This window comes from Stutzerimonas azotifigens, from assembly GCF_013522725.1.
GTDB classification, from domain to species: Bacteria; Pseudomonadota; Gammaproteobacteria; order Pseudomonadales; family Pseudomonadaceae; genus Stutzerimonas; species Stutzerimonas azotifigens_A.
Genome location: NZ_JAAMRF010000013.1, coordinates 95,167 through 117,070 on the forward strand (window position 1 = coordinate 95,167; position 21,904 = coordinate 117,070).

Below are 21,904 nucleotides of genomic sequence, written 5' to 3' on the forward strand. Positions count from 1 at the left end.
TTGCCGGCCGCCGCGCGCGGCTTATGGCAGGGTGGCGATTCAGTGCGCCTGATAGATCTCGTCGAACACGCCGCCGTCGTTGAAGAACGTGGGCTGTGCGCTCTTCCAGCCGCCGAAGTCGTCATCGATGGTTACCAGCTTCAGCGCAGGGAATTGATCAGCGAATTCGGCTGCGATGCTCTGGTTACGCGGGCGGTAGAAATGCTTGGCGGCGATGCGCTGGCCTTCGTCGCTGTAGAGGTAGTTCAGGTAAGCCCCTGCCACCTCACGGGTGCCCTTGCGCTCGACGTTCTTGTCGACCACCGCAACGGGCGGCTCGGCGAGAATCGACAATGACGGTGCGACGATTTCCAGCGCATCCCCGCCTTCTTCCTTCAATGCCAGGAAGGCCTCGTTCTCCCACGCCAGCAAGACGTCGCCGATCTTGTTGTTGACGAAGGTGATGGTCGAGCCGCGGGCGCCGGTATCGAGGACCGGTACCTGCTTGTAGAGCTGGCCGACGTATTCCTTGGCTTTCTCATCGCTGCCGTATTCCTGCTTGGCCCAGGCCCAGGCGGCGAGGAAGTTCCAGCGCGCTCCGCCGGAGGTCTTCGGGTTCGGGGTGATCACCTCGACGCCCGGTTGGACCAGGTCGTTCCAGTCCTTGATGCCCTTGGGGTTGCCCTTGCGCACCAGGAAAACGATGGTCGAGGTGTACGGCGTGCTCGCATCCGGCAGGCGGGTCTGCCAGTCCTCGGGGATCAGCTTGCCGAGCCGGTGCAGCTCGTCGATGTCGCCGGCCAGCGCCAGCGTCACCACATCGGCGCGTAAGCCGTCGATGACCGCGCGGGCCTGCTTGCCCGAGCCTCCGTGGGACTGCTGGATGCGCAGCGGCTCGTGGCCTTGTGCCTGCCAGTGCTTGTTGAATGCGGCGTTGAAATCGACGTAGAGCTCACGGGTCGGGTCGTAGGACACGTTGAGCAGTTCGCTGGCGGCCAGAGCCTGGCCGGCGATGAGGGTGCTGGCGATAACGGCCAGGAGGGATTTTCCGATGGACATGACGGCTCCTTCTCGCATCCGTGCGGACGCGTTGCATAGTGGTATCTGATGTAAGCGTGGCGTGCGTCAGCTGCGCATTCGGCAGCGACAGCGGTGCGGCAGAAGGGCGGTCTGGGTCGGCGTGTACATGTTTGGGCTTTCCTGGCGTAGGTTCATGTCACGCCCTCCGGTGGTCCGGTCGGGGTGGGGTTGGGTCAGGCCTGCTTGCCGTTCGGCTGCAGGCGGAATTTTTCCTTTCGCTCGATCTGCACCACCTGGCCGTTGTGCAGGGTGATTTCCACCGAGCCGAACTTCAGGTCATGCAGGGCGCTGCGGATCTCTCGCAGGACGCCTGCATCGTCCTCGGCTTCTGGCGTACGAAGCGTGGTTGTCATTGTTGTCTCCTTGCGTCCTCAAGGTGCTGCCCGCACGTTGGCGCCGGCAAGAACCGGGGTTGGCGAATCATAAGAGCATCCGAAATATTCTTTAAAATAATGTTTGAGAACATTTATATGCGATTTAGAGATAAGCAATGGTGTGCCGACAAGGGTCGGTTTTATGTCTCTTATTGATATAAGCAAATGAATTCTTATTCTTTTGTGAATCGATTTGAGGCGGGTAGTCTGCGGATCACTGAACGCCTCAGGGAGCTGTGCCATGGCCAGCGACGTCATTCATTACCTCATCGTGCCCGGCTGGCAGGGATCGTCGGACGAACACTGGCAGAGCCACTGGCAGCGCACCTTGCCCAACAGCCGCCGCGTCGAACAGCGGGACTGGCTGCTGCCTTGGCGGGACGACTGGGTAGGCGAGCTGGCCCGTAGCATCGCAACCACGCCGGGGCCGGTCGTGCTGATCGCCCACAGCCTGGGCTGCGCGACCGTGGCCTATTGGGCGGCCAGCGCCTCGCCCGAAGTGCTGCGCCGGGTACGGGGTGCGCTGCTGGTCGCTCCGGCCGACGTCGAGCGGATCAACTGCCCCGATGCGCTGCGTGACTTCGCGCCCTTGCCCCGCGCGGCCCTTCCGTTCCCCAGTGTGCTGGTGGGGTCGGACAACGACTCCGCCGCCAGCCCTGCACGTGCCGATGCGATTGGCCAGGACTGGGGCAGCGAGGTGACGATTCTTTCCGGCGCCGGGCACATCAACGTCAAGTCCGGGCATCACCGCTGGGATCAGGGGTTCGCGTTCCTCTATCGCCTGCAGACGCTCATCGAGCAGCAGTCCCGCAAGCGGGCCTGAGGGCGCGGCTGCGACATTGCCAAGGAGGCCCGGATGACTGAAGGCCGCTTTCCCGATCCGCGTCTGCTGACCTTTCCCGATGCCGAACGCAGCCCGCTGAGCATCCGCGCCAAGGCGCTGGTGTTCATCGATCCGCGTTCGCGGTGTCTCCGCGATCGCGTCGAGCAACTGGCGACGACGTCGCTACCGGTGCTGATCGTCGGCGATACCGGAACCGGCAAGGAACTGCTCGCTCGCCATGTCCACGGCCGCAGCGAGCGCGGCGGACTTTTCGTGCCGGTCAGTTGCGGCGCGATCAGCGTGACCCGCGGCGAAGCCGAGCTGTTCGGCTATTCGATGGGGACGCAACGCGCCAGCGCCGCCAGCCGCGCCGGCTGGTTCGGCTCGGCCAATGGCGGAACCCTGTATCTGGACGAGATCGGCGACCTGCCGCTCGGACTGCAGGCGTCGCTGCTCGCCGCGCTGGAATCCGGAGAAACGCGGCGGGTCGGCGCGAGCCACGCGATGCCCGTCGACGTACGGCTGATCGCCGCGACCAGCATCGACCTGGCGCTGGCGGTCGAGGCCGGCAAGTTCGATGAGGGGCTCTACCGCTACCTGCGCGGGACCCAGGTCGACCTGCCGCCACTGCGCGAGCGCACGGGCGACATCCTGCCACTGGCCGAATATTTCCTCGGCATCCATGCCCAGCGCCTGGGCCTCGCGTTGCCGCTGATAGGCGGTTCAGCGCAACAGGTACTGGAGCGCCACAGCTGGCCGGGAAATACCCGGGAGCTGGAAAACGTCATCCATTTCGCCCTGCTGGTCAGCCGCGACGAGACGCTGCTGCCGGAGCACTTCAACTTGCCAGAGCCGCTGATCCAACTCGAGGCGCTGCTGGCGCGGCTGCAGGCCGACTCGGACCGGACGCGACTGCTCGCCCTGCACCAACTGCTGCGGCAGGCCGATGCCCGGCTCACCGAAGCCTTGCGATAACGGCGATAAATGACCATTCATCCACCCAGCTTCGTAGGGTGGATCACGCTTCACCGATCCACCGTTTCGACGGATGGATGAAAAGAGCGTCATCCACCCTACGCAATGGCTGCTGAAGGACGCAGCCCGTGGGAGCGGTCTTGCCGCGAAAGGCCGCCGCAAAGCTCGCGGTCAAGGCGGTCAAGACTGCTCCCCCACAAAAGCTTCCACTGGCGGTAAGCAGCTTCGTAGGGTGGATCACGCTTCACCGATCCACCGTTTCGACGGATGGGTGGAAAAAGAGCGAGTCATCCACCCTACGCAATGGCTGCTGGAGGACGCAGCCCGTGGGAGCAGCCTTGACCGCGAAAGGCCGCTGCAAAAAGCTCGCGGTCAAGACTGCTCTCAAAAAACCCTCCATTGCTAGTAAGCAGCGGGCTCTCACGAGCCCAACACCGCTACCTCGTCATATAGATATGCATAAAAGATATTTAAATTAATTTTCTTATATCGCTAGATTGAGGCTCTGCGTACCTGCCGACCAATCGGCGCGCCGCACTTAACGTTGGGCTTGAGCCCTTCCTGAGTGATGCGCCGATTGGCGCTCTTGCATGGAGTTCCTTCTATGTCGGCATATGCACAGACCCGCCTCGCGACGCCTTTCAGCCAGGCCTTCGAGGTGCGTCCCTTCGATGCGCCGTTGGGTGCCGAAATCATCGGCCTCGACCTTTCCCAGCCGCTCACCGACGAGGATTTCGCTCGCATCCACCGGGCGCATCTGAACCACGGCCTGCTGGTATTCCGCGACCAGCGCATCACGCCCGAGCAGCAGATCGCCTTCAGCCGCCGCTTCGGTCCACTGCAGATCCACGTGCTCAAGCAGTTCCTGCTGGCCGGGCATCCGGAGATCTTCATCATCTCCAATGTCGTCGAGAATGGTCAGCCGGTAGGCCTGGCCGATGCAGGCAAGTACTGGCATTCGGATCTCTCCTACAAGGAGCTGCCGAGCCTGGGGTCCATGCTGCTGGCCCAGGAGTTGCCGGAGAAGGGCGGCGACACTCTTTTCGCCAGCCAGCAACTGGCCTATGAAACGCTGCCGCCTCATCTGCGCCAGGCCATCGAGGGCAAGCGCGCCGCGCATTCCTATACGGCGCGTTATGCCGATGAAGTGTTCAGCGGCGTGCGCCGGCCGACGCTGACGGCCGCTCAGTTGGCCGAGGTGCAGGCCGTGGTGCATCCGGTGGTGCGCACTCACCCCGAAACCGGGCGCAAGGGGCTGTTCGTCAACGAGAACTTCACCACCCACATCCTCGATATTCCGGAAGACGAGAGCCGGCAGATCCTCGCCGAACTCTTCGCCCACAGTGCACGCCCCGAGTTCATCTACCGCCACCAGTGGGAGCCGCACGACCTGGTGTTCTGGGACAACCGCGTGCTGATCCACCTGGCCACCGGCTGCCCGCCTCACCTGCGCCGCCGCATGCACCGCACGACCATCCAGGGCGACGCCCCGTTCTGACCTTCGCCGATCCCGGCAACCCGTACATGGAGTTTCGCGATGTCTCTAGGTGAGCGCTTTTCCCTGAAGAACCGCCTGGCCCGGCTGGCCCGGCTGGCCGGCGGCATCGGCCTGTCCCTCGGCCTGCTGGCCGGCACCCTGGTTACCACGCAGGCCGCCCACGCCGAAGGGCGGATCCGCATCGCCGAGCAGTTCGGCATCGTCTACCTGCTGCTCAACGTGGTGCGCGACCAGCAGCTGATCGAGAAGCACGGCAAGGCCGAGGGCCTGGATATTACGGTCGACTGGCAGCAACTCTCCGGCGGCTCGGCGGTGAACGACGCGCTGCTGTCCGGCGCCATCGATATCGCCGGGGCCGGCATCGGTCCGCTGCTGACCGTCTGGGATCGCACCCATGGCCGCCAGAACGTCAGGGGCGTGGCCTCGCTGGGCAACTTTCCCTATTACCTGCTGAGCAATAACCCGAACGTCAGGACCATCGCCGACTTCACCGAGAAGGACCGCATCGCGGTGCCCGCCGTCGGCGTCTCGGTGCAGTCGCGCTTCCTGCAATACGCGGCCGCGAAACAGTGGGGCGATGATCAGTTCGACCGCCTGGACAAGTACAGCCTGGCCTTGCCGCACCCGGACGCCACCGCTTCGCTGATCTCCGGCGGCACCGAACTGACCGGGCATTTCTCCAATCCGCCGTTCCAGAACCAGGCGCTGAAGAACCCCAACGTCCACGTGGTGCTGGACACCTACGAGCTGCTCGGGCCGAACTCGCCGACCGTGCTCTACGCCACCGAGAAATTCCGCCAGGACAACCCCAGGACCTACAAGGCTTTCGTCGCGGCGCTGGCCGAGGCGGCCGCGTTCGCCCAGAACGACAAGGGCGCGGCGGCGGACACCTACATTCGCGTGACCGGAGCCAGAATCGACCGCGGCGAGCTGCTGGAGATCATCGACAACGAGCAGTTCCAGTTCAGCGTCACCCCCACCAACACTTACCCGCTGGCGGATTTCCTCCATCGCGTCGGTGCCATCAAAAACAAACCGGCCTCCTGGCAGGACTACTTCTTCGAAGACGCCGCCATCGGCCAGGGAAGCTGAACCCATGAATGCCCCTCTGCAAGGTCACACGGCCCGCAACCTCACCCGAGCAATCTTCGATACCGTCCTCGAGGTGGACCGGGTAAGCCTGGAATACCGCACCCCGCAGCGCGTGGTGCGGGCCACCCACGAGGTCAGCTTCGAAGTCGATCGCGCCGACCGCTTCGTTCTGCTCGGCCCCTCCGGCTGCGGCAAGTCGACCCTGCTCAAGGCGGTGGCCGGCTTCATCGAACCGGTTGACGGACGCATCCTGCTCGATGGCCAGGCGGTGCGCGCGCCGGGCCCGGACCGCATCGTGGTGTTCCAGGAATTCGACCAGCTGCCGCCGTGGAAGACGGTGAAGCAGAACGTCATGTTCCCGCTGCTGGCCTCGCGCACCCTGGGGCGCCGCGAGGCCGAGGTACGCGCGCTGCACTACCTGGAAAAGGTCGGCCTGAGCGCCTTCGCCGACGCCTACCCGCACACCTTGTCCGGTGGGATGAAGGCGCGGGTGGCCATCGCCCGGGCGCTGGCCATGCAGCCGAAGATCCTGCTGATGGACGAACCCTTCGCCGCGCTGGACGCCCTGACCCGGCGCAAGATGCAGGAGGAGTTGCTCGAGCTGTGGGACGAGGTGCGCTTCACCCTGCTGTTCGTCACCCACTCCATCGAGGAGGCGCTGGTGGTCGGCAATCGCATCCTGCTGCTGTCACCGCACCCCGGGCGGGTGAGGGCGGAGATCGACAGCCACCGGTTCGGCCTGCACAGCCTCGGCGGTGCGGCCTTCCAGCAGACCGCCCAGCGCATTCATCGGCTGCTGTTCGAGGCGGGCGCTGGCGAGGCCGGCTCCCCTGATGTGCCGGGCACTCACCTCGCTATCCAGCCGCAGGAGCGCGCGTCATGAGCCGCGGAGAATACGAAGTCCTGCTGCAGCCGCTCCCCGAGCTGAAGCTCGAGCGTGAATTGCCGTTCGGCCAGCGCCTCTGGCAGCAGGGCTGGCTGCGCAAGTCGCTGATCCTGCTCGTGCTTGCGCTGGTCTGGGAGCTGGCCGCGCGCTACCAGGGCAACGACCTGCTGCTGCCGAGCTTCCTGCAGACGGCCAGCGCCTTCGTCGAGGGCATCGGCAGCGGCGAGCTGCTGGAAAAGGTGGGGATCTCGCTGGCGGTGCTGGTCAAGGGCTACCTGATTGGCATCGGCCTGGCCTTCCTGTTGACCACCCTGGCGGTGTCGACCCAGCTCGGCCGCGACCTCTTGTCCACGCTGACCTCGATGTTCAACCCGCTGCCGGCCATCGCCCTGCTGCCGCTGGCGCTGCTGTGGTTCGGCCTGGGCGAGAACAGCCTGATCTTCGTGCTGGTGCATTCGGTGCTCTGGGCGCTGGCGCTGAACACCTACGCCGGCTTTCTCGGCGTCTCCGACACCCTGCGCATGGCCGGGCGCAACTACGGGCTCAAGGGCCTGCGCTTCGTGCTGTTCATCCTGGTCCCGGCGGCGCTGCCGTCGATCCTCGCTGGCTTCAAGATCGGCTGGGCGTTCGCCTGGCGCACGCTGATCGCCGCGGAGCTCGTGTTCGGCGCCTCCAGCGGCAAGGGCGGGCTGGGCTGGTACATCTTCCAGAACCGCAACGAGCTCTACACCGACAAGGTCTTCGCCGGCCTGGCCGCGGTGATCCTCATCGGCCTGCTGGTGGAAAACCTCATCTTCGCCAGCGTCGAGCGGGTCACCGTCAAGCGCTGGGGGATGCAGCGGTAGGGTGGATCACGCTTCACCGATCCACCGTTTGTAACGGCCTGGTGGATGAAAAGGGCGTCATCCACCCCTACGTCCTGATCCTCTCTCGAATCCAACTACCCCAAGGAACCGCCTGGCCCCGTTAGGCCGGGCACAGAGGAGATATACCCCATGAAAACGAATCGTCTCGCCGCGGCACTCGGCCTGCTCGGCGCCCTCACGTTGCCCCTGGCCGCCCAGGCCGAAGGCAGGATCAGCATCGCCCAGCAGTTCGGCATCGGCTACCTGATCCTGCACGTGGTCAAGGACAGCAGCTGATCGAGAAGCACGGCAAGGCCCAGGGCCTGGACATCGAGGTGGACTGGCGCACCATCTCCGGCGCCACCGCGATGAACGAGGCGCTGCTGGCCGGCGCCATCGACGTGGTCTCGGCCGGCGTGCCGCCGATGCTCACCGTCTGGGACCGCACCCACGGTCGGCAGAACGTCAAGGCGGTGGCCGCGCTCGGCTCGCTGCCCAACTACCTGCTGAGCAACCGCGAGGAGGTGAAGACCCTGCAGGACCTCTCCGACAAGGACCGCATCGCCGTGCCGGCCGCCGGCGTCGGCTTCCAGTCGCGCACCCTGCAGATCGAGACCGCCCGGCTGTTCGGCAAGGACGACTTCCAGCGCTTCGACCGGATCTCCGTCAGCCTGCCACACCCGGACGCCACCGTTGCCCTGACCAAGGGCGGCTCGGAAATCACCGCGCATTTCTCCAGCCCGCCGTTCCAGTACCAGGCGCTGGAAAACCCTAGGGTGCACAAGCTGATCAGCAGCTACGACATCCTCGGCGGCCCGGCCACCTTCAACGTGCTTTACGCCACCGAGAAATTCCACGACGAGAACCCCAGGACCTACCGCGCCTTCTACGACGCCCTGGCCGAGGCCGAGCGGATCATCAAGGCCGACAAGGCCGCCGCCGCCGAGGCCTACATCCGCGTGGAGAACTCCCGACTGCCGCTGGACTTCGTGCGCACCATCGTCGAGGACCCGGAAATCGACTTCACCATCACCCCGCAGCGCACCTACGTCTACGCCGAGGAACTGCACGGGCTGGGCGTGCTGAAGAACAAGGCCCAATCCTGGCAGGACTACTTCTTCGAAGAGGCGCACGGCGCGCCGGGGAGCTGACCACGTAGGGTGGATCACACTTCACCGATCCACCGCTTTTGGTGGATGAAAAGAGCGTCATCCACCCTACGCAACTGGGGGATCAGCGGTAGAGCCTTCGTAGGGTGGATCACGCTTCACCGATCCACCGCTTTTGGTGGATGAAAAGGGCGTCATCCACCCTACGCAACTGGGATCAGCGGTAGAGCCTTCGTAGGGTGGATCACGCTTCATCGATCCACCGCTTCAATGGGGTGGTGGATGAAAAGCGCCCCGCCTGCGCTGTCCGGTTAATTCCTGCATTCATGCAGGTTGTCGTTTCGAGAATCATCCCCCGCGGGCACGGTCCTAATTAGCACCGTGGCAATGTGAGACGAGCTGGGTCGCAACGACCAGGCAGGGACAGATCCGGCAAAGACGCCGACGCCCGACTCACCCACAAACGAGGAGGATGGGAATGCCCGATAGCCATGAGCATGAGCCCGATTGTCTGGAGAAGGTGATCGATGAAGTCATTGGCCTCGGCGATGGGGAGTCGGAGGTGTCGGTCGGCGATATTCAGGGAACGATCGGCCAGCGCAGCTTCGGCCCCTTTCTCTTCGTTCCTGCCATTATTGAAATCAGCCCGGTCGGTGGTATTCCAGGGCTGCCAACGCTGCTGGCAGCGATCATCGCGCTGTTCGCGTTGCAACTGCTGTTCGGGCGGCGTCACCTGTGGATGCCGGGTTTTCTTGCCCGTCGCTCGGTGAAGGGCAAGAAGCTCGAAAAAGGCTTGAACAAGGTTCGTCCGGTGGTTCGCTGGTTGGACAAGGTCAGCCGACAGCGATTGCCTTGGGCCACCAGCAACGCCTTTCTGCGAGTTATTGCAGTGCTCTGCGTGCTGCTGGCCTTGTCGGTGCCGCCGTTGGAGCTGCTGCCGTTCGCCAGTACCGCCCCGTTTTCGGCAATTTGCTTGTTCGGCCTCGGCATCACGACGCGGGACGGGGCGGCAATCGTGCTGGGCTTGGTGGTGACGGTTGGTGCCTTCGTGCTCGCGGGCATCGGGTTGACCGGTTGAGTTGACGCTGCGGTGGGTGCAGTCAACAGGCACGTCCATAGAGGAAAAAACGATGCAGATGTCCTATTGGCGCTTTGCCGCCATGATCGCAACTTCAACGGTCGTGATGTTCGGCCTGATGTATCTGAATACCTACTCACTCGACCATGTGTACTGGAGCGAGACCCGGACCTGGATGGCGTTGTTGATGGGCGCGGTCATGGCCATGATCATGTTGAGTTTCATGCTGAACATGTATCCGAACAGGCGCATCAACATCGCCATATATGTCGGCAGTGTCCTGGTATTTGCCCTGACGCTCTGGTTGATCAGAAGCCAGGCCACGGTCGGCGATACGGAATATATGAAAGCCATGATTCCGCATCATTCGATTGCGATCATGACCAGCGAGCGGGCGCAGATTACCGACCCGCGAGTGCGCAAACTGGCCGATGAAATAATCGAGGCGCAGCGCCGGGAAATCGCCGAAATGAAATTTCTGATCAACGATCTCGAGCGGGGCAACTGATGCTCTCCTGCCACGCACCGAGTGGTGCTGGCTGGATGGCTGCCGCGCTGCCGCTCGAATCTGGCTTCAGCGCCGCGAGCAGGGGAGCGTCAGGCACGCCCCGGCAGGCAGCGGGGCCAGGCCGCCCGCGTGCCTGATCGGCGTGTCGCGCAGGTTGGTCGCCTCGGCGTGGACGAACAGGTTGCTGCCCTCGAGTACCACCCGCAGCCGTGCACCGCGGTAACCTACGGCAATCTCGACATCGCCCAGTGCCGCCGGTGGCGAGGGGAACACATGCAGGCTGTCGATCTCCGGACGGATGCCGAGGTAGTGCCGCTGGAGCACGTCCAGCGAACCGGCCATCGCCCCCAGGTGGACGCCTTCGAGCGTTCCGCCTTGCGACGGCGCGTTGAGGTCGATGCCCATGCTCTGCTGGAAATAGGACCAGGACGCCTGCGGGTCGAGCCGGGCCATCGCACCGGCGCAGACGACGATCGACAGGCTGGATTCGTGGGTGATGTTCGACAGGTGGAACTCGGCGGTTCGACGCAGCGCCTGCTGGTCGAACGAATAGCCGAGGGATTCGACCAACCCCTGCAATGTCGGCTGCGGGAAGAGGTATAGCAGCATCAGCACATCCGGCTGCTTGGTCAGGCGGTAGCGATCGGGGCGGTCGCCATGGGCTTCGAGCATCCAGTCCAGGCGGGGCCGGTCATCGTGCCGCCAGGCGTCAGGGCCGGGCTCGAGTCGCTCGGCGCCCTCGAACTGATCCAGCACGCCGTCAGGCCGGATCGGCAGGTACATGGCCCCGGCAATTTCGCCCCAGCTGTCCCGCTCTTCGGGCGTCACCGCGAGGCGTTTACCAAGGTCTTCGGCCTGGCTGTCCGGCAGGCTGTCCAATACGAGCAATCCCAGCCTCAGCGCCCACACCGCCATCAGGTTGGTATAGGCGTTATTGCTCAGGCCCGGCTCGCATCCATCCGGGGGGAAGTTGTGATACTCATCGGGGCCGATGACCCCATGGATCATGAAGCGGCCGTGCTCGCTGTTCCACTGCGCAAGGCTCGCCCAGAAACGGGCTATCTCCAGAATCAATTCGCCGACTTCGCCAGCCAGCAGGGCCTCGTCACCGGTGGCCAGATACAGCTGCCACGCATCGTGGGCGATGGCCGATCCAATGTGGCGCTGACGCTCGGTGTGGTCGGGCATCCAGTGACCGGACAGGGGATTGCACTGGAACGGGGGCGTCTGCTCCCGGCCGCTGTCGGCGCTTCGCCAGGGAAACATGGCGCCCCGCAGACCCGCGCGCCGAGCCCGCTGTCTGGCCTCGTCGAGGCGCTGATAACGGTAGTGGAGCAGCTGCTGGGCCAGCTCGGGGAAATGGGTACACAGGAAGGGATAGGCGAAGATCTCGTCCCAGAACACCTGACCGAAGTAACCTTCGTGCCAGCCCCGTGGGGGGAAGCCGAGATCCTGTCCCAGGCTGCGTGGGGAGAGGGTCTGCAGCAGATGAAACGCATGCAGGCGCAAGGGCTGCTCCAGTTCGGCGTTCGACAGTGCCAGAGGAACCCAGCTCCAAAGCTCGCGCCAGGCCCGCGAGTGCCTGAGTGCCAGCCGGGCGAAGGTTTCAGAGGGCAGCCGTTCGAGTACCTGCCGCCTTGCCCGGATCGCATCGCCCGGCAGTTCGTCGTCCACCTGCACGACGACGCGCTTTTCGATCACCAGCCGATGACTACCGGCCAGTCGGCATTCGGTCTGCTGTAGCAGCCGTTCCCCCTGACGCTGGCACTGCCAAGGCAGCGGGGCGCCGTTATGGAGCGTCTGCATGGCCATCGCCAGACGGCGCCCCGGCGTCGACAGCTGCGCGCTGAGGGCAGCCCGACCGCCATCGACTGATTCCATGCACAGATCGAGCAGCCGCTTGCCCTCGTAGGCGCGGTTCTTCTTCACCAGCGCGTTCTCCACGCCCCCATCGAGCACCGAGCGCAGGAAGAGTCGCTCGGTCCCAGGCGGGCATTCGAGTTCCCAGCGAAGCACCGCCAGTTGGGGATCGGCCAGGCTCAGCAGGCGTACTTCACGCAGGTGAAACGTATGCCCGGCGAGCACGAAGTCCACCTCGCGCTCCAGCCGGGCACGATCCATGCGCAGCGATTGTCGGTACTGCGGCTGTGGCACATCGGCTGCGCCGAACCACTGCCGGCCATCGACCGAGACACTCAAGCCGAAAGGATCGGGCAGGTTGGCCAGAGCCTCCAGGTGCACCGATTCGCCATTGATGTCGCGTCTGGCATCGTCGTACCAGCCCGCTCGATAGAAGCCGGCGTAATGCGGCTCACGCGCCGCGCCATCCGCAGCCGCAGCCGCGGTCTCGGGCGCGCTGGCGCGCCACGACAGTTGGCCGTTGCCCAATGCCAGCAGCGCCTCGCGCCGTCGTTCGTCCTGCGCATCGAAAGCCTCGAAGCAGACCTGCCAGCGGGCCTTATCTCTCATCGAGCCACCTGGCGTCATGCAGTAAGTGTGCGGCCATCGAGCAGACTTGCTGGCGGTCCGGGTAGGCGGGCTTGGAACCATAGGCGGTGACTGCAAGATTGGCCGCCGCCACGCCCCAGGCGGCCGCCTCGTGCGGCTCGCGACCTTCAAGCAGGGCAATGGCGAACACACCGGTGAACGCATCGCCTGCGCCAGTGCTGTCGATCGGGCGTACCTCGCCGGGCGGTACATGGAGGGCGCCTTCGCCGGCATCCAGCACGCAGCCGCCGTCGCCCAGCTTGACGCAGGCAATGCGTACGCCACGGTCGCGCAGCTGGCGGGCCGCCCATGCGGCGTCTTGCAGGTTCTGGATCTCGCGACCGGTCAGCGCCTGGGCTTCGCTGGTATTAGGCGTCACCGCATACAGGCAGGGCAGCAGCTCGTCCGGCACCCGATCGGGAAACGAGGGGTCGAGCACGACTGGAATGTCCTTTCCACGGGCGGCTTTGGCTGCCTGCAGCACGACGGCAGCCGGCACCTCGCAATTGACGACCAGGCAGGCCGGCGATTCGGTGCGCTCGATCTGCCGGACCATTGCGGCTGTCGCGGAGTCGTCCCAGCAATCGTTGGCGTTGGTTGCTAGCACGATGTGCTTCTTCCCGTCCGGCGGCACCATGATCATCGATACGGCCGTCGGCTCGCCCTTTGCCTGCGTTACGCCGGTGATATCGACACCCGCTTCGCGCAACGAGCCCAGCGCCTGTTCGGCCAGTTCATCGTCGCCGACCCGCCCGAGCAGCAGGCTGCGATGGCCGAACGTCGCGCCCAGCCAGGCGGTATTGCTTGCCTTGCCACCGGCGAGCCTGCAGAAGTCATGCGCCAGCAGGGTCTCCTGGCTGCCGGGTGGCTGATCGACGCGGACCTGGAAATCGGCATTGATGCTACCCAACGACAGCAGCGTCGGCCGAGGCAGGGAATTCATGGGCGATCTCCTGCGCGTGCGATCAGAGCGATTTGGTTGCCAGCGGCTCGATGGCCGGGCCATGGATGACGTCGCCGTCGGCCTGGAAGATCGAGCCGTGGCACGGGCAATCCCAGGTGCGGTCGGCGTTGTTCCAGGTCACGGTGCAGCCCATGTGGGTGCAGGCGGCGGACACGGCGTGCAGCGCACCGGAATCGTCGCGCCACACGGCGATCTTTTCATCGCCCCGGGTGATCACGCCGCCTTCGCCACGGCCGATGGCGTCCAGCCCATCGACCTGTGACTGGCTGTCACTGCTCTGGTTGTAGTCGTCCGGGGATGGGCGGTTGGGGTCGTAAAGAGTTTTCCATGGCCGACGACCGGTAATGATCTGGCGAGCGATGCCCAACCCGGCGGCGGTGCCGTTGCTGATACCCCAGCCATTGAAGCCGGTCGCGACGAACAAGCCCGGCGATTGCTCAGGGTCCGGCTCACCGACGTATGCCACGCGGTCGGCGGTGTCGTAGTCCTCGTTGCACCAGCGCCAGACCGGTTCGCCTGCCGGCAGATTGCTCCGCGCCCAGTTTTCAAGGTCGACGAAGCGCCGAGCGACGTCGCCGTCCTGCCCGGTTCTGAAACGGGGGCCGAGCACGATCAGCAGCGGGCCTTCGGCATCGCGACCCATGCGGATCGAATGAGTCGGTTCGTCGACGCCGATGAACATGCCCTCGATATGCGCACCCTCCTGGGGTCGGAAGGCCATGGCCACGTGGCAGCGAGGCTGGGTGGGGCTGGCCAGGTCGATGGGTGTCTCTACCGGCATATGGGTGGCGAGGATCACCTGATCGGCTTCGATGCTTCCTCCTTCGAAACCGACGTGCCACCGTTCCTGGCGTTCGAAGCTCTGCGCGCGGGTCTGCTGGTAAATGCGGCCGCCACGGGCCTCGATCGCAGCCGCCAGGCCGACCAGATAGCTGGCGGGGTTGAACTGTGCCTGGTCGGGAAATTCCAGCGCGCCGGCGGTCTCGAAGGGCAGGGGAGCCTGCTCCAGCACTTCGGCGGCAAACCCCAGGCAGCGCGCGGCTTCGGCTTCCTGCTCGATGGCCACCCGCCAATCCGGCGAGCAGGCGTAGGCGAAGGCGGACTGGCGTTGATAGTCGCAGTCGATCTGCAGGGTCTCGACCCAATGGCGGATGCGGTCCACGGCTTCGCGATTGGCATCGGCATAACATTGCGCGAGCTCCTGGCCGAAGGTGTCGATCAGGTGCCGGTAGATGAGCGCATGCTGGGTGGTGATTTTTGCGGTTGAACGTCCAGTGACCTGTCGGCCCACTTCACGCGCCTCGATCACCACGACGGATTTGCCCGCCTCGCACAGGGTCATGGCGGCGCTCAGCCCGACGATGCCGGCGCCGACCACAACGACATCGCACTCGGTGTGCCCGGTCAGCTGCGCGAAGCTGCTGCTGGGAGCGCTGGCGGTCCAGCAGCAGTCGGGGGTTGCAGATAGCTCGGGCATGGGACAGGTCCTCATCGGCTGAATCGCTTGGGGCCGTTGACGTCCTTTCGGCAGCCGCGCCGCGGCCACAGGGACGGCTGCGCAAACCTCTGGAGGGCTTTGCGCGGCCGTCTACGAAACGCCAACACACCTGCCAGTAGAGCGACCCCGCCCGGTCGGGTTCCGACCACCGGGCGGAAGGCCGCGCGGCCTTTCCCTCTCGTCGGCAGGTAACGAAGGACCAAAACGGATGCGGGCTGCGCGGGTCATCTGCCTTGAACCCATGGCGGAGGTGGCCAATGAAGCTCTACTACTACGATCACTGTCCTTTCAGTGCGCGGGTGCGCATGGCCTTGAATCTGAAGAAGATCGAGGCCGAGCGCGTGGTACTGCCGGCCGATGACGAACAGACCATTACCGGCCTGATCGGCAAGCACCAGATACCGGTGCTGGTCCGTGACGACGACACGCCCATGGCCGACAGCATGGACATCGTCAAATACCTCGACTCTCTCGATGGCCAACCGATGATCCGCGAGCCGGATACGCCCGCGCTGCAGCAGTGGCTCGAACCCTTCGTGCCGAACCTGCAGTACCTCGGTTATCCGCGCTGGACGCAGATCGGTCTGGAAGAGTTCGCCAGCCCTTCGGCCTACGAGCATTTCCGCAGGAAGAAAACCGAAACCATCGGCGACTTCGACGAGGCGCTGGCCAATACCGATTCCAAGGCCCACGAAGTCAACGAGCAGCTTGCCCGGCTGCCAGACATCCTGGATCTGGCGCCGACCCACGAGCATCCTCGCTGGGATGACATCACGCTGTTTCCCATGTTGCGTAGCCTCAGCGTGGTCAAGGCCATCGAATGGCCGCAGGCGGTACGTGCCTACGTGGTCACCCAGGCGGAGCGAAGCGGGCTGGATACATTTTTCGACCGGGCGTTGTGAAGCATCGCGGCGGCAGCAGCCTTAAGGGGCCCGATCTAACGAAGCGTGCCGATGCGTTCCAGTTCGCGCTGGAGTTCGTCACGGCCGAGGCTTCGCAGGGGCAGGGCCAGGAAGGCGCGGCAGCGTTTCTCGATGATCGCCAGGGTGGCGCGGAAGGCCGCATCCATCGCGGCTTCGTCGCCTTGAACTTCCGAAGGGTCGGCCAGTCCCCAATGAGCTTTGAGCGCCGGGCCAAAGTACACAGGGCAGGCCTCGTTCGCGGCCTTGTCGCACACGGTGATGACGATCTGCGGCGGCTCGTCCGCGAAGGTGTCGTTGCCCTTGCTGCTCAGGCCCGCCGTAGGGATTCCGGCCTGCTCGAGCGCCGCCAGGGTGCGCGGCAGCACCTGGCCTTTCGGCACGCTGCCGGCGCTCACCGCGCGGACATCCTCCGGCGCCAGGTGGTTAAACAAGGCTTCCGAGAGGATGCTGCGGCAACTGTTGGCCGTGCACATGAACAGGATTCGCACGTCGTGCTCCTGCCGCGTCGAGGCGGCCGTCAAAAGGTCAGGCGCAGGGCCAGTGCCGAAAGGGTGATCAGCAGAACCGGCAATGTCAGGACGATGCCGATGCGGAAGTAATAGCCCCATGTGATCGTGATGCCCTTGCGCTGCAGGACGTGCAGCCACAGCAGGGTGGCCAGACTGCCGATGGGCGTGATCTTCGGGCCCAGGTCGCAGCCGATCACGTTGGCGTAGATCATCGCGTCGCGGACCACGCCCTCGGCATCGCTCGCCTGGATCGACAGCGCACCGATCAGCACGCTGGGCAGGTTGTTCATGACCGAGGAGAGCACGGCCGACAGCAGCCCGGTGCCCAGCGCCGCTGCCCAGACGCCCTGGCCTGCGAGGGTGTCGAGCGCCTGGGTGAGGTAGCCGGTCAGCCCGGCATTGCTCAGCCCATAGACCACCAGGTACATGCCCAGCGAGAACACCACCACCTGCCAGGGCGCTTCGCGCATCACGCGGCGGGTGGAGATCGTATGTCCCTTGGCCGCGACGGCAAACAGGACGGCCGCACAGACCGCCGCCACTGCGCTGATCGGAATGCCCAGCGGCTCCAGCGCGAACAGGCCGACCAACAGGACCAGCAGCATCCAGCCCCCGACGACGAAGGTGGTGCGGTCCCGGATCGCGCTCTGCGGCGCTTTCAGCTGATCCACCTCGTAGCGCACGGGCAGGTCGCGCCGAAAATAGAGGTACAGCACCAGCAGCGTGGCGGCGACGCTGACCAGGTTGACCGGCACCATCACCGAGGCGTACTCGGCGAAGCCCAGACCGAAGTAGTCCGCCGACACGATGTTCACCAGGTTCGAGACCACCAGGGGCAGGCTGGCGGTATCGGCGATGAAGCCAGCGGCCATGACGAAGCCAAGGGTCGCCGCAGGCGAGAAGCGCAGGGCCAGCAGGATCGAAATCACGATGGGCGTGAGGATCAGGGCCGCTCCGTCGTTGGCGAACAGCGCCGAAACGCATGCGCCGAGCAACACGCAGAAGGCGAACAGGCGATGCCCGCTGCCGTTCGCCCAGCGGGCGACATGCAGCGCCGCCCACTCGAAGAACCCCGCTTCGTCCAGCAGCAGGCTGATGACGATGATCGCGATGAAGGTCGCGGTGGCGTTCCAGACGATCGCCCAGACGGTGGGAATGTCCTGCAGCGACACCGCACCCACCGCCAGCGCGATGACGGCGCCGATGCTGGCGCTCCAGCCGACGCCCAGGCCCCTGGGCTGCCAGATGACCAGAACCAGGGTGAACAGGAATACGGCGGCAGCGACAACCATCGGGGATTCGTCCAGGGCGGGTTAGCAGCAGGCGGAGGCGCGCACGGGGCGGCCATCCATGTGAAGGAGGCGTGTGGCGTTTCGTTCGAGCCAGGCGGCATTGGCCTGCAGCGTCGTGTGCAGCACCTGATGCGCCCAGTCGGGCAGATCCGGGTTCAGGCGGTAGTACACCCATTGCCCTTGCCGTCGATCGACCAGCAGGCCGGCGCTGCGCAGCAGAGCCAAGTGGCGGCTGATCTTGGGTTGGCTCTCATTCAGCGCGCACATCAGCTCGCAGACACAAAGCTCACCGTGCTCGGCGATCAGCAGCGTGGCGCGCAGGCGAGTTTCCTCGGCCAGGCACTTGAAAACCTCGGGTGGGGTGAGCATCGAGAAGCCTTTACATACGAAGATTCGAATATATGGATATGCGTATATAGGATGCAAGTCCCCCGTTCGATAGGGCGCTCGCCCGCGCCAGAAAGGGCGTTCTCGACCGAGCGGTCACGGATCGACACTTTCATTGACGCAGATCAACCAAACGGTCTTAACCAAAGACAGGGTGCCGTCGATAAGCATATGACGCAGGCATCGGTGCATGCCGGCGTTTTTACTGGCGCACCTGAGACGAAAACGGGGTGGGCAAAAAACGGCATTCGACTCTGGCGCAGGGCGCCAGAGTCAGCGAACGAGGTAGATGACGTGCTCAGAAATATCCCACTGCGTTTCAAGCTGGTGATGATCCTCCTGCTCCCTTTGATCGGCTTTCTCTGGCTCGCGGGGGTGTTCGTTTCCGACAGCTACCGGACGCTGCGCAACATGGAGCACACCGTCACGGCCAGCGCCACCGCGCAGAAGGTCAGCCAGCTCATCACCACCCTGCAGCGCGAGCGTGGCGCCAGCGGCGTCTACCTGGGCAGCCAGGGCAAGACCATGCAGGACCGCCTGCCGGGCATGCGGCGCGATACCGATCAGGCCCTCGACGCCGTGCGTGCGCTTTCGCAAAGCAACGATCAGGTCGACAAGGCCGTCGCCGCGTTGAGCGGCCTGCCGGCTGCCCGGAACCAGATCGACGCCCTGAGCATCAGCGGCCGCGATTCGGGCGCGCGCTTCACCGAGATCATCCAGGCCCTGATCGGCTTCACCTACCAGCTGGAGCTCAGCGTCAGCGACGTCGAGCTGTCCCGGCTGCTGGGCTCGCTGAACCAGTTCATCGAGATGAAGGAACGCGCCGGCCGCGAGCGCGCGATGCTCGGCGTGGTGTTCAACCAGGACCGCTTCGACGCCAGCCTGCTGTCCGCTTTCAGCCGTAACCTGGGCGAGTTTTCCGCCTATCTGGACAGCTTCGAGCGCGCGGCCTCCGAGCCCTTCGTGCGTCAGCTCGAACAGACGCTGGAACAGCCCAGCGCCCAGGAAGTGGCCAGGCTGCAGCGCCTGGCGTTCGATGTACCGCTCGGCGAGTCGCTCGGAATCAGGCCCGAAGCCTGGTTCGAGACCGCCACCCGCCGGATCGACCTGATGGGCCAGGTGGAGGAGGCCCTCGGGCAGAGCGTGGGCACTCTGGCAGCCCTGGCGAGGGACAAGGCGAGGTTGGCCCTCTGGCTGACCGTCTCGCTGTCACTACTCGCCCTGGCCGCAGTGTCGGCTCTCTCGTACGTCATCATCCGCAACATCAACCTCGCCGTCGGCAACGTGAACCATGCGCTGGTCGCCCTTTCGGCGCGCGATCTGACCGCCAGAACGTCCTATGAAGGCAAGGACGAATTCGGCGTCATCGCCCACAACCTGAACGCCATGGCCGCGGAACTGACCCACGTCGTCCAGGACATCGGCAACGCCACGGGCCAGCTCGCGACCGCCGCCGAGGAGTGTTCCGCCGTCACCGTCCAGACCAGCCAGAGCGTCGAGCGCCAGCGCGAAGGCACCGAGCTGGTGGTGACGGCCATCAACGAGATGAGCGCGACCGTCAGGGAAGTGGCCCGCAGCACCAGCGATGCGGCCGAACTGTCGCAGCGGGTCAACCGCAGCACCGCCGAGGGCAAGAGCGAGATCGACGGCACCATCGAACTGATCCGCCAGCTGTCCAGCCAGGCCGACCAGACCGCCGCGATCATCCGCGACCTCAAGCACGAGAGCGATTCGATTTCCTCGGTGCTCGACGTCATCCGCGGCATCGCCGAGCAGACCAACCTGTTGGCCCTCAATGCCGCGATCGAAGCGGCCAGGGCAGGGGACCACGGGCGCGGCTTCGCCGTGGTCGCCTCCGAAGTACGCGTGCTCGCCCAGAAAACCCAGGAGTCCACCGGCGACATCCAACAGATGATCACCAACCTGCAGGCCGGCTCCGACCGCGCCGCGCGCTCGATGCAGGAAACGCTGAGCACCGTGCAGGCCGGCGCCGACAACATCGTGCGCGCCGGCGACCTGCTGGCCGAGATCGCCGAAGGCGTCGCTGGCATCAGCGACCGCAACATCCAGATCGCCTCCGCCGCCGAAGAACAAAGCGCCGTTGCCGAAGACATCAACCGCAACGTCACCGAAATTAACGACGTCGCCATCCAGGTCAGCGCCGGCGCCGAGCAGACCGCCGCCACCAGCCTGGAACTCGCGCGGCTGGCAGAACAACAGCAACAGTTGGTGGGTAGGTTCAAGGTGGCGTGATGAACAGGCTGCCTGGGCTGAGCGATCAGCCCAGGCGAATGGCAGACAGCGTGGGAAAGACTTTGCGCCAGTCGACAGGTGCGTGACCCTGTGACATATAAGATGCCAAACCCGTCAGTCAGACGTTGCAAGGCCCGCACTGCGGGCCTTTGGCGTTTGATCGAAGGTATTATCCGTCAGACGCGTCCGGCGTGTTATGCGTCAAGTGACGTCTAATTATAGTTAGAAGTAACCTGCCTCTTAAAAAAAGGTGAAAATTGAAGTATTTTGATTTTAAGTCTTTAGTAGCTGCTTTCGCCATTGGCTGCCTTGTACCTTTCGTAATTATGCTACTAACAATCACTACCCTTAACTACTCCAAAAATACTAGCTTGTACATTGCCGCCTCAACAATCATGACAGCTGTTTACTTTATATACATCCCCGCCATTACTAGCTATATAGCAGCGAAAAAATCTAAACAACTTCCTTACTATCACGGCTTAACTGCAACTGGAATTATTGCCATGGCAACCTACGCTCTCAGCGAACCTGCCCAGGCGTGGATTGGTATTGCTCATTTTTTATCAGTAATTATTCTAGGTCTTATCGGCACTAAAATAGCGGTACTGCGCAGGCAGCCTCACGAACCCTCTAACTAGTGGTTCAAACCGTTCGCTGCGCTCACTGGGACGGGCTAAAGCCCGCCCCTTAACCAAACGTTAGGTGCTAAACAATGGACGTAAGCGAATCACTTGAGGATGTCAAAGATATCGAAAGCTTTTTGGTCTTTGCACGCGCATTAGCAGCAGATCGTGCTGCATCTGTTGCACAGGAAAAGGAAAATCCGAGTTCACCATATGGCTCCGATGCTAATGGTTGGGAAAACATCACCATCGAGTCTTTTCTTGAAAGTGCAATCGCGTGGGCTGAAGCTAGTGATTTCGGTACAACTCAGGGCCTCTCTCTGTCAAATCCGTGGAAGCAGTTTGCTGTTTTTCTTTACTGCGGGAAAATTTATGAGTAAGCACCTAACTATACGTATATGGACTCTCCCCACAAGCAGTGAGGAATAGCTTTGTCGATCCTGTCGTCAGCGCGGTTGCATTCGTATATCCGGCCTGTTCTGGGCATTGCCCTGGCCATTCTGTAGTTCGCACAGCAGGGGCCAAGCGTTCAAGCGATCACGAAGATCATGATTGTTATCGGCCTTGCTCTGCTGCAGGACTCGCCTGTTTCGACAGTCTCGCTTCTCACCACAACCACTAGAAACCCTTCACTTCACCTTGTTAATCCCCGCCGTCAGGCGGGCTTTGTGCTGCGCCAGTTGCCGCTAAACCGGCGCTCATGACACCACACGGCCCA

21 protein-coding genes and 1 pseudogene are annotated in these 21,904 nt (G+C 63.9%); 13 read left to right on the forward strand and 9 right to left on the reverse strand.

Annotated features, from left to right (window positions below; all coding sequences use genetic code 11):
* Positions 1–39: 39 nt before the first annotated feature.
* The 3 genes from G7026_RS21350 to G7026_RS21360 form a co-directional block, all read right to left on the reverse strand.
* Positions 40–1,038 (reverse strand): sulfate ABC transporter substrate-binding protein, encoded by a 999-nt coding sequence (locus G7026_RS21350; protein WP_181073072.1) that lies wholly within the window; start codon positions 1,036–1,038, stop codon positions 40–42.
* 194 nt (positions 1,039–1,232) lie between these two features.
* Positions 1,233–1,412 carry a sulfur starvation response protein OscA gene (gene oscA, locus G7026_RS21355; protein WP_181073073.1) on the reverse strand — a complete coding sequence of 60 codons (180 nt, stop codon included), beginning with the start codon at positions 1,410–1,412 and terminating at the stop codon, positions 1,233–1,235.
* Between the two features lie 18 nt (positions 1,413–1,430).
* Positions 1,431–1,691, reverse strand: a complete 261-nt coding sequence (locus G7026_RS21360; protein WP_181073074.1) for a hypothetical protein — start codon at positions 1,689–1,691, stop codon at positions 1,431–1,433.
* Between G7026_RS21360 and G7026_RS21365 the strand changes: the two genes are divergently transcribed.
* The 9 genes and pseudogenes from G7026_RS21365 (at position 1,675) to G7026_RS21405 (ending at position 10,247) form a co-directional block, all read left to right on the forward strand.
* Positions 1,675–2,256, forward strand: coding sequence for an alpha/beta hydrolase (locus tag G7026_RS21365; protein ID WP_181073075.1), 582 nt, complete (start codon positions 1,675–1,677; stop codon positions 2,254–2,256). The two genes, G7026_RS21360 and G7026_RS21365, sit on opposite strands and share 17 nt — an antisense overlap.
* 33 nt (positions 2,257–2,289) lie before the next feature.
* Positions 2,290–3,231, forward strand: a complete 942-nt coding sequence (locus G7026_RS21370; protein WP_181073076.1) for a sigma 54-interacting transcriptional regulator — start codon at positions 2,290–2,292, stop codon at positions 3,229–3,231.
* A gap of 604 nt (positions 3,232–3,835) precedes the next feature.
* On the forward strand, positions 3,836–4,729 hold the full coding sequence (locus G7026_RS21375; RefSeq protein WP_181073077.1) for a TauD/TfdA dioxygenase family protein: 894 nt from the start codon (positions 3,836–3,838) through the stop codon (positions 4,727–4,729).
* Positions 4,730–4,768: 39 nt separating this feature from the next.
* Positions 4,769–5,821: an ABC transporter substrate-binding protein gene (locus tag G7026_RS21380; protein ID WP_181073078.1), complete on the forward strand. Its 1,053-nt coding sequence runs from the start codon at positions 4,769–4,771 to the stop codon at positions 5,819–5,821.
* A 4-nt stretch (positions 5,822–5,825) separates the two neighbouring features.
* Positions 5,826–6,704, forward strand: coding sequence for an ABC transporter ATP-binding protein (locus G7026_RS21385; protein ID WP_258190396.1), 879 nt, complete (start codon positions 5,826–5,828; stop codon positions 6,702–6,704).
* Positions 6,701–7,552, forward strand: coding sequence for an ABC transporter permease (locus G7026_RS21390; protein ID WP_181073079.1), 852 nt, complete (start codon positions 6,701–6,703; stop codon positions 7,550–7,552). Before G7026_RS21385 ends, G7026_RS21390 begins: the two co-directional genes overlap by 4 nt.
* 150 nt (positions 7,553–7,702) lie before the next feature.
* Positions 7,703–8,703, forward strand: a pseudogene (locus G7026_RS21395) (ABC transporter substrate-binding protein).
* A 478-nt stretch (positions 8,704–9,181) separates the two neighbouring features.
* Complete coding sequence (locus G7026_RS21400; RefSeq protein ID WP_219858539.1) at positions 9,182–9,739, forward strand: exopolysaccharide biosynthesis protein; 558 nt, start codon at positions 9,182–9,184, stop codon at positions 9,737–9,739.
* Positions 9,740–9,791: 52 nt separating this feature from the next.
* Positions 9,792–10,247 carry a DUF305 domain-containing protein gene (locus G7026_RS21405; protein WP_181073081.1) on the forward strand — a complete coding sequence of 152 codons (456 nt, stop codon included), beginning with the start codon at positions 9,792–9,794 and terminating at the stop codon, positions 10,245–10,247.
* Between the two features lie 66 nt (positions 10,248–10,313).
* On the opposite strand, the gene G7026_RS21410 is transcribed toward G7026_RS21405, so the two are convergent.
* The 3 genes from G7026_RS21410 to G7026_RS21420 are packed head-to-tail and all read right to left on the reverse strand — an operon-like array spanning position 10,314 to position 15,175.
* Positions 10,314–12,716, reverse strand: a complete 2,403-nt coding sequence (locus tag G7026_RS21410) for a glycoside hydrolase family 65 protein (RefSeq protein WP_181073082.1) — start codon at positions 12,714–12,716, stop codon at positions 10,314–10,316.
* The gene (locus G7026_RS21415; RefSeq protein ID WP_181073083.1) at positions 12,706–13,677 is read right to left on the reverse strand and encodes a ribokinase; all 972 of its coding nucleotides are present in this window, start codon (positions 13,675–13,677) and stop codon (positions 12,706–12,708) included. The genes G7026_RS21410 and G7026_RS21415 overlap by 11 nt, the downstream gene beginning before the upstream one ends.
* A 22-nt stretch (positions 13,678–13,699) precedes the next feature.
* Positions 13,700–15,175, reverse strand: a complete 1,476-nt coding sequence (locus G7026_RS21420) for an FAD-dependent oxidoreductase (RefSeq protein ID WP_181073084.1) — start codon at positions 15,173–15,175, stop codon at positions 13,700–13,702.
* 278 nt (positions 15,176–15,453) lie between these two features.
* On the opposite strand from G7026_RS21420, the gene grxB reads away from it, so the two are divergent.
* A complete protein-coding gene (gene grxB / locus G7026_RS21425) occupies positions 15,454–16,098 on the forward strand; it encodes a glutaredoxin 2 (protein WP_181073085.1) in 645 nt (214 codons plus the stop codon).
* A 35-nt stretch (positions 16,099–16,133) separates the two neighbouring features.
* Here grxB and G7026_RS21430 read toward each other — a convergent pair whose 3' ends face one another.
* From G7026_RS21430 to G7026_RS21440, 3 genes are read right to left on the reverse strand one after another with little or no spacing between them, the layout of a single operon-like run.
* The gene (locus G7026_RS21430; protein WP_181073086.1) at positions 16,134–16,607 is read right to left on the reverse strand and encodes an arsenate reductase ArsC; all 474 of its coding nucleotides are present in this window, start codon (positions 16,605–16,607) and stop codon (positions 16,134–16,136) included.
* A 29-nt stretch (positions 16,608–16,636) separates the two neighbouring features.
* The gene (locus G7026_RS21435) at positions 16,637–17,920 is read right to left on the reverse strand and encodes an arsenic transporter (RefSeq protein ID WP_181073087.1); all 1,284 of its coding nucleotides are present in this window, start codon (positions 17,918–17,920) and stop codon (positions 16,637–16,639) included.
* 21 nt (positions 17,921–17,941) lie between these two features.
* Positions 17,942–18,289, reverse strand: a complete 348-nt coding sequence (locus tag G7026_RS21440; RefSeq protein ID WP_181073088.1) for a metalloregulator ArsR/SmtB family transcription factor — start codon at positions 18,287–18,289, stop codon at positions 17,942–17,944.
* Between the two features lie 312 nt (positions 18,290–18,601).
* Here G7026_RS21440 and G7026_RS21445 point away from each other — a divergent pair, with 312 nt between their 5' ends.
* The 3 genes from G7026_RS21445 (at position 18,602) to G7026_RS21455 (ending at position 21,566) form a co-directional block, all read left to right on the forward strand.
* Positions 18,602–20,560, forward strand: a complete 1,959-nt coding sequence (locus G7026_RS21445; RefSeq protein WP_181073089.1) for a methyl-accepting chemotaxis protein — start codon at positions 18,602–18,604, stop codon at positions 20,558–20,560.
* A 257-nt stretch (positions 20,561–20,817) separates the two neighbouring features.
* A complete protein-coding gene (locus G7026_RS21450) occupies positions 20,818–21,201 on the forward strand; it encodes a hypothetical protein (RefSeq protein WP_181073090.1) in 384 nt (127 codons plus the stop codon).
* Between the two features lie 74 nt (positions 21,202–21,275).
* Complete coding sequence (locus G7026_RS21455) at positions 21,276–21,566, forward strand: DUF7660 family protein (RefSeq protein ID WP_181073091.1); 291 nt, start codon at positions 21,276–21,278, stop codon at positions 21,564–21,566.
* Positions 21,567–21,904 lie beyond the last annotated feature (338 nt).